This is a genomic window from Kitasatospora sp. NPDC097605 (genome assembly GCF_040302725.1).
Lineage (GTDB): Bacteria > Actinomycetota > Actinomycetes > Streptomycetales > Streptomycetaceae > Kitasatospora.
Genome location: NZ_JBEOSF010000007.1, coordinates 258,853 through 270,780, shown reverse-complemented (window position 1 = coordinate 270,780; position 11,928 = coordinate 258,853). Strand labels below are relative to the sequence as shown.

Here is an 11,928-nt window from a genome sequence, read left to right as displayed (position 1 = left end):
CCTGCATATGCCGGGCCGCCGGGACTTCCTAGTGAACCGTCTGCCGACTCGGTTCGGTTCACTCCTGGGCGGGCGCCGGTGGCGTCCCGCCCGGGCCGGGCGGTTGTTGCAGAACTGTCGAACAACCGGGCCGCTTCACGGCCCCGTCGACGCGCCGGGCGGCCCTCAGGCGTCGACGGTCTGCGGCTCCTCGGCCTCGGCCGGCGGGGTCGCCTTGACCGAGTCGAGCAGCAGCTGGGCGACGTCGACGACCTTCAGGTGCTCCTTGGCCGCGCCCTCGTTCTTCTTGCCGTTGACCGAGTCGGAGAGCATGACCAGGCAGAACGGGCAGGCGGTGGAGACGATGTCCGGGTTGAGGGACAGCGCCTCGTCGACGCGCTCGGTGTTGATCCGCTTGCCGATGCGCTCCTCCATCCACATCCGCGCGCCGCCGGCGCCGCAGCAGAAGCCGCGCTCCTTGTGGCGGTGCATCTCCTGCTGGCGCAGCCCCGGGACCTTGTCCATGATCTCGCGCGGCGGGCTGTAGACCTTGTTGTGGCGGCCCAGGTAGCAGGGGTCGTGGTAGGTGATGAGGCCCTCGACCGGGTTGACCGGCACGAGCTTGCCCTCGTCGATGAGGTGCTGCAGCAGCTGGGTGTGGTGGATGACCTCGAAGTGGCCGCCCAGCTGCGGGTACTCGTTGGCGATGGTGTTGAAGCAGTGCGGGCAGGTCGCCACGATCCGCTTGACCGGGGCGTCCTCCAGCGCCGCGTTCAGGGTCTCGACGTTCTGCGCGCCGAGCATCTGGAAGAGGAACTCGTTGCCCAGGCGGCGGGCGGAGTCACCGGTGCAGGACTCCTCCTTGCCGAGGATCGCGAACCGCACGCCGGCGGTGTGCAGCAGCTCGGCGAAGGCCTTGGTGGTCTTCTTCGCGCGGTCCTCCAGGGCACCGGCGCAGCCCACCCAGTACAGGTACTCGACCTCGGCGGGGTCGATGTCCTCGCCGATCACCGGCACCTCGATGCCGGTCTCCTTCTTGAGCTCCTTGACCCAGTCCAGGCGGGCCTTGGTGGCCATGCCCCAGGGGTTGCCCTTGTTCTCCAGGTTCTTGAGCATGGTGCCGGCCTCGGTGGGGAACGAGGACTCGATCATCACCTGGTAGCGGCGCATGTCGACGATGTGGTCGATGTGCTCGATGTCGACGGGGCACTGCTCGACGCAGGCGCCGCAGGTGGTGCAGGACCACAGCACGTCGGGGTCGATGACGCCGTTCTCCTCGGCGGTACCGATCAGCGGGCGCTCGGCCTCGGCCAGGGCGGCCGCGGGGACGTCCTTCAGCTGCTCGGCGGTGGCCCGCTCGGTGCCCTCCATGTCCTTGCCGCCGCCGGCGAGCAGGTAGGGGGCCTTGCCGAAGGCGTGCTCGCGCAGGCTCATGATCAGCAGCTTCGGGGAGAGCGGCTTGCCGGTGTTCCAGGCCGGGCACTGCGACTGGCAGCGGCCGCACTCGGTGCAGGTGGAGAAGTCGAGGATGCCCTTCCAGGAGAAGTGCTCGACCTGGGAGACGCCGAAGACGGCGTCGTCGGCCGGGTCCTCGAAGTCGATCGGCCGGCCGCCGCTGGTCATCGGGCGCAGTTCGCCGAGCGCGGTGGAGCCGTCCTCCTCGCGCTTGAAGTAGATGTTGAAGAAGCCCAGGAAGCGGTGCCAGGCGACACCCATCGAGGGGTTGACGCCGATGGTGATCGCCCACGCGAAGGAGATGCAGATCTTCAGCATCGCGAAGAGGTAGACCAGGTTCTCCAGGGTGCCGTGGGACAGCCCGCGGAAGGCCGCCACCAGCGGGTAGGAGATCAGGTACTTGGCCTCGTAGGAGCCGACGTGCTCCAGCGCGCCCTCCAGGCCGCGCAGGACCATGATGCAGAGGCCGATGCCGAGGATCGTGTACTCGACGTAGAAGGCCTGCCAGGCGATCGAGCCGGCGAAGCGGGACTTGCGGCCCGCCCGGCCGGGCAGGCTGAGCAGGCGGATCACGATCAGCGTCGCGATGCCCAGCGTGGTGAGGGTGCCGACCAGTTCGGTGAACAGCTCGTACGGCAGCCAGCCGCCGAGCACCGGCAGCACGAACTCGGCGTCGAACAGCTGGAAGAACGCGGTCAGCAGGGTCAGGCCCAGGGTGAAGAAGCCGACCGCGACGAACCAGTGGGCGATGCCGACGATCCCCCAGCGGTTCATCCGGGTGTGGCCGACGAACTCCACGGCCACGGTCTTCACCCGCTGCGCGGGCTGCCCGAAGCGGGTGGCGTCCGGCTGGCCGGTCCGCACCACCCGGTAGATGTACAGCGCCGCACGAGCGGCGAGCGCGGTGCCGACCACGAATGTGACCAGCGAGATGACGATCGCTGCTAGCTGCATCGGCTCTCCGTCTCCTGCGGCTTGCGTGTTGCGGGTGTTCAGTGTCCCCGGGGGCATTGTACTCGTCGGTAACTTCCAGGGCCGACGGCCCGGACATTACCGTTCGCCAACACTTCCCCTGAAGATGCTCAAGGTATGGCGGCAGTCACGCGCGTGCACGTCCGGCACGGCCCGGCCGTCGCGCCCCGGAGAACGGCTCAGCAAAGTTGAGCGACTCCGACTCATCCCTGTTGACGCCCTCCGCATCGTCATGCATCCTTGAGCCCGTAAAGCTCAACTCTTCCCTGGAGGTATCTACGATGGCACGCGCGGTCGGCATCGACCTCGGCACGACGAACTCGGTCGTCAGCGTTCTGGAGGGTGGCGAGCCCACCGTCATCACGAACGCCGAGGGCGCGCGGACCACGCCGTCCGTCGTCGCCTTCGCGAAGAACGGCGAGGTGCTCGTCGGCGAGGTGGCCAAGCGCCAGGCGGTCACCAACGTCGACCGCACCATCCGCTCGGTCAAGCGCCACATGGGCACCAGCTGGAAGATCGGGCTGGACGGCAAGGACTTCAACCCCCAGCAGATCAGCGCCTTCGTGCTGCAGAAGCTGAAGCGCGACGCCGAGGCCTACCTGGGCGAGCAGGTCACCGACGCCGTCATCACCGTCCCGGCGTACTTCTCCGACTCCGAGCGCCAGGCCACCAAGGAGGCCGGTGAGATCGCGGGCCTCAACGTCCTGCGCATCGTCAACGAGCCGACCGCGGCCGCCCTGGCCTACGGCCTGGACAAGGACGACCAGACCATCCTGGTCTTCGACCTCGGCGGCGGCACCTTCGACGTCTCCCTGCTGGAGATCGGCGACGGGGTCGTCGAGGTGAAGGCCACCAACGGTGACAACCACCTCGGCGGCGACGACTGGGACCAGAAGATCGTCGACCACCTGGTCAAGGTCTTCCAGGCCGGCCACGGCGTCGACCTGTCCAAGGACAAGATGGCCCTGCAGCGTCTGCGCGAGGCCGCCGAGAAGGCCAAGATCGAGCTGTCCTCGTCCTCCGAGACCTCGATCAACCTGCCCTACATCACGGCCTCCGCCGAGGGCCCGCTGCACCTGGACGAGAAGCTCACCCGCGCCCAGTTCCAGCAGCTCACCTCGGACCTGCTGGAGCGCTGCAAGATCCCGTTCCACAACGTGATCAAGGACGCCGGCATCGCGCTGTCCGAGATCGACCACGTGGTCCTCGTCGGCGGCTCCACCCGCATGCCGGCCGTCGCCGAGCTCGTCCGCGAGCTGACCGGCGGCAAGGACGCCAACAAGGGCGTCAACCCGGACGAGGTCGTCGCCATCGGCGCCGCGCTCCAGGCCGGTGTCCTCAAGGGCGAGGTCAAGGACGTCCTGCTGCTCGACGTCACCCCGCTGTCCCTCGGCATCGAGACCAAGGGCGGCATCATGACCAAGCTGATCGAGCGCAACACCACGATCCCGACCAAGCGCTCGGAGATCTTCACCACGGCCGAGGACAACCAGCCGTCCGTGCAGATCCAGGTCTACCAGGGCGAGCGCGAGATCGCGGCGTACAACAAGAAGCTCGGCATGTTCGAGCTGACCGGCCTGCCGCCGGCCCCGCGCGGCCTGCCCCAGATCGAGGTCACCTTCGACATCGACGCCAACGGCATCATGCACGTCGGCGCCAAGGACCTCGGCACCGGCAAGGAGCAGAAGATGACCGTCACCGGCGGCTCCGCGCTGCCGAAGGACGACATCGAGCGCATGATGCGCGAGGCCGAGCAGTACGCGGAGGAGGACCACAAGCGCCGCGAGGCCGTGGAGACCCGCAACCAGGCCGAGCAGCTCGTCTACTCCACCGAGAAGTTCATCGCCGACAACGCCGACAAGCTGCCGGCCGACGTCAAGACCGAGGTCGAGACCGCCATCGGCGAGCTCAAGGAGGCCCTGAAGGGCGAGGACATCGCGAAGATCCGCGAAGCCTCGGAGAAGGTCTCCACCACCGCCCAGAAGCTCGGCCAGGCGCTGTACGCCAACGCCGACGCCGCCGGTGCCGCCGGTGCGGCCGGTGCGGGTGCGGCCGGCGACGCCGGTGCCAAGGACGACGACGTCGTCGACGCCGAGATCGTGGACGACGAGAAGCCCAAGGGCGGTGCGGCATGACGGAGAAGCCGCAGGGTGCCGAGCCCGGCGACGACTCCGCCGCCGAGGAGGCCGTGATCAAGGCGGCCGAGGAGGCCGCCGCGGCCGGGGCCGAGGGCTCCGGCGCGGAGGGGGTCGCCGCGGCCAAGCGCGAGCTCGCCGAGCGCACCGCCGACCTCCAGCGCCTCCAGGCCGAGTACCAGAACTACCGCAAGCGGGTCGAGCGCGACCGGCTGACGGTCCGCGAGATCGCCGTCTCCAACATCCTGGAGTCGCTGATCCCGGTGCTGGACGACATCGGCCGCGCCCGCGACCACGGCGAGGTGACGGGCGGCTTCAAGTCCGTCGCGGAGTCGCTGGAGACGGTCGTCGCCAAGCTGGGCCTGCAGCAGTTCGGCAAGGAGGGCGAGCCCTTCGACCCGACCATGCACGAGGCGCTGATGCACAGCTACTCCTCGGAGGTCACCGAGGACACCTGCGTCCAGATCCTCCAGCCCGGCTACCGGATCGGCGAGCGGATCATCCGCCCGGCGATGGTCGCGGTCGCGGAGCCCCAGCCGGGCACCCAGACCACGTCCGGCCCGGACGCCGACGCCGCCAAGGGCGGGGAGAAGAAGGACCAGGCCGACGGTGGCTCGGACAGCTGACCACCGGTGACAGCTGACAACCCCTGCGCTGCGGAGTCGTACGCCGGCCAGTACGGCGGCCGGCTCCGCAGCGCGTTGTCGACGTGTCCGGGCACCGACGGCCGTGCCCGGACCGTTGACAGCACAGTGACGATGGACCTCGGGAGGTGGCGCCGGCCATGAGCGGCAAGGACTACGTGGAGAAGGACTACTACAAGGTCCTCGGCGTGCCCAAGGACGCCAGCGCCACGGAGATCAAGAAGACCTACCGCAAGCTGGCGCGCGAGTTCCACCCCGACGCCAACAAGGGCGACACCAAGGCCGAGGAGCGGTTCAAGGACATCTCCGAGGCGTACGACGTCCTCTCCGACGAGAAGCGCCGCAAGGAGTACGACGAGGCCCGCAGCCTCTTCGCCAACGGCGGCTTCCGGCCCGGCGGCCCGGGCGGCACCGGCAGCTACAGCTTCGACTTCGGCGACCTGTTCAGCGGCAGCCAGGGCGGCAACGCCGGCGGCGGCCTCGGCGACGTCTTCGGCGGCCTGTTCAACCGCGGCGGCCGGCAGGCCCAGCCGCGGCGCGGCGCCGACGTCGAGACCGAGGTGACGCTCTCCTTCGAGGAGGCCGTGGACGGCGCGACCGTCCCGCTGCGGATGACCAGTCAGGCCCCCTGCCGGCTCTGCAACGGCACCGGCGCCAAGTCGGGCACCACCCCGCGGGTCTGTCCGACCTGCGTCGGCTCCGGCACGGTCAGCCGCGGCCAGGGCGCCTTCGCGCTCTCCGAGCCCTGCCGGGACTGCCGCGGCCGCGGCATGATCGTCGACGACCCGTGCCCCGACTGCCACGGCAGCGGCCGCGCCAGCTCCGCCCGCACCATGCAGGTCCGGATCCCGGCCGGCGTCCAGGACGCCCAGCGGATCCGCCTCAAGGGCAAGGGCGCCCAGGGCGAGCGCGGCGGCCAGCCCGGCGACCTGTACGTCACCGTCCACGTCGACCCGCACCCGGTCTTCGGGCGCAAGGCCGACAACCTGACGGTGACCGTCCCGGTGACCTTCCCCGAGGCCGCGCTCGGCGGCACCATCGAGGTGCCGACCCTGAACGGCCCCTCGGTGAAGCTCAAGCTGCCCCCGGGCAGCGCCAACGGCCTCACCCTGCGGGCCCGCGGCAAGGGCGCCACCCGCAAGGACGGCACCCGTGGCGACCTCCTGGTCACCATGGAGGTCGTGGTTCCCCAGCACGTCACCGGCGACGCGCTGACCGCTCTGGAGCAGTACCGCGAGGCGACCGCCTCCGACGACCCACGAGCCGCCCTCTTCCGAGCGGCGAAGGGAGCGTGACGACCAGATGACCCCCGACGACCCCATCGGCCCCGGCCTGGGCGACGGCCTGCCCGGCGGCGCCCGCCGCACCACCCGCCGGACCGCCCCGCAGCCCCAGTACGTGCTCACCGAGGAGACCCCGGTCTACGTGATCTCGGTGGCCGCCGAGCTCTCCGGCCTGCACCCGCAGACCCTCCGTCAGTACGACCGGCTCGGCCTGGTCTGCCCGGACCGCACCGCCGGGCGCGGCCGCCGCTACTCCGCGCGCGACATCCAGCAGCTGCGCGAGGTCCAGCGGCTCTCCCAGGACGAGGGCATCAACCTGGCCGGCATCAAGCGGATCATCGAGCTGGAGAACCAGGTCGCCGCCCTGCAGTCCCGGATCGCCGAACTGGCCGACTCCCTGGAGGGGGCCGCCACCGCGCTCCAGCAGCGCGAGGCCACCATCCACGCCTCCTACCGGCGCGACCTCGTCCCCTACCAGCCGCCGACCCCGCACTCCAGCGCCCTCGTCGTCTGGCGCCCCAAGCGCTGACCCCCTGGGACCACCACGACCCGCCCGTGCCCGACCGTCGGCACCCCACCATCGGAGGGGTGCCGACAGCTACGGGTCATGCGTAGAGTGCTCCCCGGTGAACTCGCGCCCGACTGCGGCCATCGAACACAGGATCCTGGCGATCCCCTGCCACGGGGAATCGTCGCCGTCGGGCCGGGACGGTTGAAAGGTCGCAGATGAACGCTACGAGTGGGACGGAGCCGGGGGGAGCGTTTACCGGCATCCTCTCCGAGGAGGCACGGGCGCTCTACCTCAGAGCGGTGGCGAACGGCGGCCGGACGGCCTCGACCGGTCCCGGCGTCGCCCGACCATGCGCCGAGCTCCTCGAACTCGGTCTGCTCATTCCCGATGTCGACGACCCGTCGACGATGACGGTCGCCGATCCCTCCCGGATAGCGGGACGACTGGCCGGCCAGTGGCAGGAACAGGCCCTGAGCCTGCTGATGAAGTCCTCGTCCGCTCCGAAGGCGTTGCAGGATCTCTCGCACGCCTACGGCTCGATGAACCACAGAACCGAGCCGGGCGGCCTCATCGAATACGCGCTCGGTGTGCCGGAAATCAACCAGCAGATCGAATCCCTGGTGGAAGGCGCGGAAAAAGAGGTCCTCACCGCGCAGCCCGGCGGAAGCCGCCCGCTCGCCATCATCCAGCGGATCGTCGAACGCGACGTCCTCCTGCTGCGCAGAGGCGTCCAGCGGCGGACCATCTACCAGCCGAGCGCCCGCTACTCGGCCCCCACCCGCCAGTACGTCGAACGGATCACCGAGCACGGCGCGGAGGTCAGAACCCTCGCGGAGCCCTTCAAACGGCTCATCATCGTCGACCGGGAGGTCGCGGTGATCCCCGCACAGGACGACAACGCCAAGGCCGCCGTCGTCCGCGACCCCGCCGTGGTCAGTTACCTGATCGACTCCTTCGAAGGACTCTGGATACGCTCGATAGCCTTCCCGGGCGCCACCGAGGTCCCGCAGGAGGTCATCTCACGCCTGCGCACCAAGATCCTCCGCATGATGATCCAGGGCGTGGGACACCGCGTCATCGCCAGAAGTCTCGGAATCAGCGAGCGCACGCTCGCGCGGCACATCGCGGAGTTCCGGGAGGAGTACGAGTCCGAGACGCTGTTCCAGCTCGGCTGGCGGATGGCCCATCATCCGCCGCACCTCATCGCGGCGGACGACATGTCGGACGACGTGTCACTTCAGGAGCTGGAGGGGGGCGGCCCCGCTCACCAGCCCCAGTCCTGAGCGAGCAGCCGCGACTCGGCCGGCACCACCGCGGCCGTCACGTTCGGCGCGGGAGCGCTCCAGCCCCAGTCGTTGCTCAGGGTGGAGGAGGTCGCGACGGCACCGTGGGTGGAACCGTTCTCCCAGCCCCAGTCCACCGGAGACGACACCATCGGGACCGCCGCGATGATCGCGATCGCCGCCAAGGCACGGATCAAAGTGCGGTGTGCACGACGCATGTTGACGACTCCTTGTCATGAATCTGCTATAACCGACCATGCCGGCGAGTGGACCCGCGCGGTCCGGTGGCATTGCGAGCGCGGTGGGCGATGCGAAGACATCAAAGCCTGCACACCGCCGCACACGCAAACACTTGTCCACTCCGGAGAGTGTCATTCTCATGCCAGGCAGAAATATGACACTACCGATCGAAAACCCTGGCGTGAACCTGCCCGCTCAGAGCGGCCACGGTGTCATCTGTCTGCCAGACACGGAGATGACACCCTTCACACGTGGACTGCCGCCCGCTTCAGCCGAGACGATCAGTGCACACCCCATCAACCACGCGCCGGGCAGCACCAGCGTTTCCGAAATACGGCCGGGCCACTGATCAGATCGCACCGCCGTCAGCTCCAGTCGTGCGACCATCTCCACCAACACCACACCGGCCAGCGGGACTTGACTCTCCCTGGTCGGTCATTCCCCGGAGTCGACTATGACCGAGCCCTACCTGCGTCACCACGACAGCCAGGCCCACGAGGGCCGGCGTGCACGAGTCTTCCTGGCCGCGCCGCTGATGCGGTTGACCGGGCCGGCGGACAGTGTGGTGACCCTCGCCAGCCGGACGCGGCTGACGACCCTGCGCACCACCCTCCTCCGCAGTGGCGCCGCCGTGTACAGCGCCCATCACAGTGACGCCTGGACCGTCGCCGGGCGCGCCCCCGAGCCCCGGGTCCCGTCCGACTTCCGCGCGCTGCAGTCCGCGGACCTGGTCTTCGCCTACGTCGGCGCGCCGCTCTCCGCCGGCGTCAGCCTGGAGCTGGGCTGGGCGTCGGCGCTGCGCAAGCCGATCGTCCTGCTCGTGGACGAGGCCATCACCCACAACCCGCTGATCGCCACCATCGAGCAGGTCGCCCCCGTCCTGCCGCTGGTCTTCGACGACACCTGGTCCCAGGAGGCCCTCCACCACACCGTGGAGACCGCCCTCGACTGGGCCGGCATGGCGCTCTCCCTGCGCGAGGGCTTCTGGACCGCCCCCGGCGAGCAGTTCACCGTCCCCCGTCAGCAGCCCCCCGCCGTCGGCCCGTCCGGCTACTGGCCGACCGGCGCCGCCACCGGCTGACTCCGGCTCAGTCATCACGGGCTCCCCGCATCCGCCAGCCGAGCTGGAAGAGCGTCTCGGCGTCGTGCAACTCCCTCAGCCGTGCGATGTGCCCGGCCACCGACCGTTCGCTCAGGCCGAGGCGGGTGGCGATCGCGCGCTGGGTGAGGCCGCGGGCGAGCAGCCGGCCGATCCGGGTGGCCGTCGGGTGCGGGGCGCCGGCCGACCGGTCGAGCGCGCAGGCGCGGGCCCAGTCGCGCTCGAAGAGGGAGACCAGGAACGCGACGGTGGCCGGGTTGTGCACGAAGACGGCGCTGATCCCGTCGGCGGCGTCCGGAATGACGGCCACCGTACGGTCGAACACCAGCATCCGCGGGTACGGCTCGTGCAGCACCCTGATCTGCGAGCCGTACCCGGCCATCAGCGCGGCGTGCCCGGCGACCGCGCGGTCCGCCAGGGCGACCGGCTGGTAGAGCGTGCGGATCGCCCCGCCGCGGCGCAGCAGCGCGAGGTCCTGGACGGAGGCCATCCGCAGGCCCTCGATCGGCCGGCGGCCGGGCTGGGCGGCGAGCAGTTCGTCGCCGCAGTCGGAGATGAGCTCCGAGATGCGCTGCCGGATGCCGGCGCGCCCCTCGACCCGGCTGGACCCGTTGACGGCGGGAGCCGGGCGGTGGGCGTCGTCGTAGGCGGCGGTGAGCGGTGCGAGGACCTCCGGGAGGTGCTCGGCGCGGAGCAGCAGGCCGGTGGCCTCGGTGCACAGCTCGGCGGTGAGCCGGTCGCCGGCCGTACGCGGGTCGACGGCGGTGCAGCCGTTCGCGGTGCGGGCGAGCAGACCCCGGCCGACCAGGCCGGCCAGGGCCGCCGGGTCGGCGGTGGGCGGCGGGGCGAGGCGGCCGCCGCCGGCCAGGGCGCTCAGGTAGAGGTTCCGCTCGGCGGGGGTGGGCTCATCCGCCGTCACGGCCGCCCCTCATCAGCCAGCCGAGCTGGAACAGGGTCTGGGCGCCGTAGCGGTCGCGCAGCCGGGAGATGTGGGCGGCGACGGTGCGTTCGCTCAGGCCCAGGCGGGTGGCGACGGCGCGCTGGGTCAGGCCGCGGGCGAGCAGCCGGCCGACGCGTTCGGGGGCGCTGCTGTGGGCGGGGCCCTGGCTGAGGACGGCGGACCAGTCGGTGGCGTCGGCGCGGGCCCAGTCGCGTTCGAAGGCGTTGACGATGAAGGCGATCGCCGCCGAGTCGGTGATGAACGCGGCGGTGCTGTGGTCGTCGCTGGCGGGGATCACCGCCACCGAGCGGTCGAAGACCATCAGCCGCTCGAAGGGCTCGTCCAGGATCCGGATCAGCGAGCCGCGCCGGGTGACCTCCTCGACGTAGGCGAGGGCGGGCGGGTCGGCGATCGCGACCGGCTGGTAGAGGGTGCGCAGCGAGCAGCCGCGCTGGAGGAGCCGCACGTCCTGCTGGATGGCGATCTTGAGCGCGTCGGCGGGGCGGGCGCCCGGCTGGGCGGTGAGCACCTCGGTGCGGCAGTCGGCGACCAGCTGGGAGATCCGGTGCCGGATGTGGATGTGGCCCTCGATGTAGACCGCGCCGCCGGAGCGCTCCGGCGGGCGGGGCATCGCGTCGTAGGCGCGGGTGAGGGAGTCCAGGACGCCGGGGAGGTTCTCGGCGCGGACCAGCAGGCGGGTGGCCTCGCTGCGCAGTTCGGCGCCGAGGCGGTCGCTGACCGAGCGGGGGCTGACGGCGGTGTAGCAGGCGTCCATCGGATTGGTCATCAGCAGGCCGATGGCGACGAGCCGGCGCACCGGTTCCTGGTCGGCCTCGGGGACGTCGGCGATCCGTACCCGGCCGCCGTCGGCGAGGATCGCGAGGTAGAGCCGGCGCGCGGCCTCGTCGGGCTCGCCGGTGCCGGCGGCGGGGCCGACCGCGCCGCCGCCGCGGACGGCCGTCGGGTCCGCCGTCGCATCGAACGTCACGTGGAACGCTCCCTGCCGGTGCTCGCGGGTCGGTGGTGCTGCGCGCGCCGCGCGCGGGTGGGCTCGGCGGTGATCACGGTACTGGGGCCCGGCGGTCCCCCGGCCCCCGGGTGCCGTCGCACCCGGGTCCGGGGAGCCGCCGGTACGCAGGTCCCAGCGCTTCCGTCGAGGCGGAGCAGCAACGCCTCGCCGGCTCCGGTCCCGGGGGCCATCACCACACATGGCGTCCCGGCCGGCGCTCTCCCCCCCGATATGCGGGCACGTGCGGACGTACCGGTCGCATCCAGTATGAAGAGCAAGTCGCCGTCCTCGGGCTGCGGTTGCCCGGACGACCTGGCGTGGCTCCACCCTCACAGCGTGACGGCCGGTGAACAAGTGCCACCCTGCTGCATGTTCTCG

General features: G+C 70.8%; 10 protein-coding genes. 6 read left to right on the top strand and 4 right to left on the bottom strand.

Annotated features, from left to right (window positions below; all coding sequences use genetic code 11):
* Nucleotides 1–165 precede the first annotated feature (165 nt).
* Nucleotides 166–2,388: a (Fe-S)-binding protein gene (locus ABTX81_RS11495; RefSeq protein ID WP_350543249.1), complete on the bottom strand. Its 2,223-nt coding sequence runs from the start codon at nucleotides 2,386–2,388 to the stop codon at nucleotides 166–168.
* 299 nt (nucleotides 2,389–2,687) lie between these two features.
* On the opposite strand from ABTX81_RS11495, the gene dnaK reads away from it, so the two are divergent.
* The 5 genes from dnaK to ABTX81_RS11470 all read left to right on the top strand — a co-directional run bounded on the left by dnaK (nucleotide 2,688) and on the right by ABTX81_RS11470 (nucleotide 8,262).
* Nucleotides 2,688–4,541, top strand: coding sequence for a molecular chaperone DnaK (gene dnaK, locus ABTX81_RS11490; RefSeq protein ID WP_350543247.1), 1,854 nt, complete (start codon nucleotides 2,688–2,690; stop codon nucleotides 4,539–4,541).
* Nucleotides 4,538–5,167 carry a nucleotide exchange factor GrpE gene (grpE, locus tag ABTX81_RS11485; protein ID WP_350543245.1) on the top strand — a complete coding sequence of 210 codons (630 nt, stop codon included), beginning with the start codon at nucleotides 4,538–4,540 and terminating at the stop codon, nucleotides 5,165–5,167. The genes dnaK and grpE overlap by 4 nt, the downstream gene beginning before the upstream one ends.
* Nucleotides 5,168–5,325: 158 nt before the next feature.
* Nucleotides 5,326–6,480, top strand: a complete 1,155-nt coding sequence (gene dnaJ / locus ABTX81_RS11480) for a molecular chaperone DnaJ (protein ID WP_350543243.1) — start codon at nucleotides 5,326–5,328, stop codon at nucleotides 6,478–6,480.
* Nucleotides 6,481–6,487: 7 nt separating this feature from the next.
* Nucleotides 6,488–6,997: a heat shock protein transcriptional repressor HspR gene (locus tag ABTX81_RS11475; protein WP_350543241.1), complete on the top strand. Its 510-nt coding sequence runs from the start codon at nucleotides 6,488–6,490 to the stop codon at nucleotides 6,995–6,997.
* Nucleotides 6,998–7,194: 197 nt separating this feature from the next.
* Nucleotides 7,195–8,262, top strand: coding sequence for a helix-turn-helix domain-containing protein (locus ABTX81_RS11470; protein WP_350543239.1), 1,068 nt, complete (start codon nucleotides 7,195–7,197; stop codon nucleotides 8,260–8,262).
* Here the strand turns inward: ABTX81_RS11470 and ABTX81_RS11465 are convergent.
* A complete protein-coding gene (locus ABTX81_RS11465) occupies nucleotides 8,244–8,480 on the bottom strand; it encodes a hypothetical protein (RefSeq protein ID WP_350543237.1) in 237 nt (78 codons plus the stop codon). The genes ABTX81_RS11470 and ABTX81_RS11465 overlap by 19 nt on opposite strands.
* Before the next feature lie 476 nt (nucleotides 8,481–8,956).
* On the opposite strand from ABTX81_RS11465, the gene ABTX81_RS11460 reads away from it, so the two are divergent.
* The gene (locus ABTX81_RS11460; protein WP_344335757.1) at nucleotides 8,957–9,583 is read left to right on the top strand and encodes a hypothetical protein; all 627 of its coding nucleotides are present in this window, start codon (nucleotides 8,957–8,959) and stop codon (nucleotides 9,581–9,583) included.
* A gap of 7 nt (nucleotides 9,584–9,590) precedes the next feature.
* Here ABTX81_RS11460 and ABTX81_RS11455 read toward each other — a convergent pair whose 3' ends face one another.
* Together ABTX81_RS11455 and ABTX81_RS11450 are read right to left on the bottom strand one after the other, a co-directional pair.
* The gene (locus tag ABTX81_RS11455; RefSeq protein ID WP_350543235.1) at nucleotides 9,591–10,520 is read right to left on the bottom strand and encodes a LuxR family transcriptional regulator; all 930 of its coding nucleotides are present in this window, start codon (nucleotides 10,518–10,520) and stop codon (nucleotides 9,591–9,593) included.
* Nucleotides 10,507–11,529 (bottom strand): LuxR C-terminal-related transcriptional regulator, encoded by a 1,023-nt coding sequence (locus tag ABTX81_RS11450; RefSeq protein ID WP_350543233.1) that lies wholly within the window; start codon nucleotides 11,527–11,529, stop codon nucleotides 10,507–10,509. Before ABTX81_RS11450 ends, ABTX81_RS11455 begins: the two co-directional genes overlap by 14 nt.
* Nucleotides 11,530–11,928 lie beyond the last annotated feature (399 nt).

Coding starts and splice junctions, on each gene's coding strand:
- ABTX81_RS11470 (WP_350543239.1), top strand. CDS start 7,195: ATGAACGCTACGAGTGGGACGGAGCCGGGGGGAGCGTTTACCGGCATC.
- ABTX81_RS11460 (WP_344335757.1), top strand. CDS start 8,957: ATGACCGAGCCCTACCTGCGTCACCACGACAGCCAGGCCCACGAGGGC.
- grpE (WP_350543245.1), top strand. CDS start 4,538: ATGACGGAGAAGCCGCAGGGTGCCGAGCCCGGCGACGACTCCGCCGCC.
- ABTX81_RS11475 (WP_350543241.1), top strand. CDS start 6,488: ATGACCCCCGACGACCCCATCGGCCCCGGCCTGGGCGACGGCCTGCCC.
- ABTX81_RS11495 (WP_350543249.1), bottom strand. CDS start 2,388: ATGCAGCTAGCAGCGATCGTCATCTCGCTGGTCACATTCGTGGTCGGC.
- dnaJ (WP_350543243.1), top strand. CDS start 5,326: ATGAGCGGCAAGGACTACGTGGAGAAGGACTACTACAAGGTCCTCGGC.
- ABTX81_RS11465 (WP_350543237.1), bottom strand. CDS start 8,480: ATGCGTCGTGCACACCGCACTTTGATCCGTGCCTTGGCGGCGATCGCG.
- dnaK (WP_350543247.1), top strand. CDS start 2,688: ATGGCACGCGCGGTCGGCATCGACCTCGGCACGACGAACTCGGTCGTC.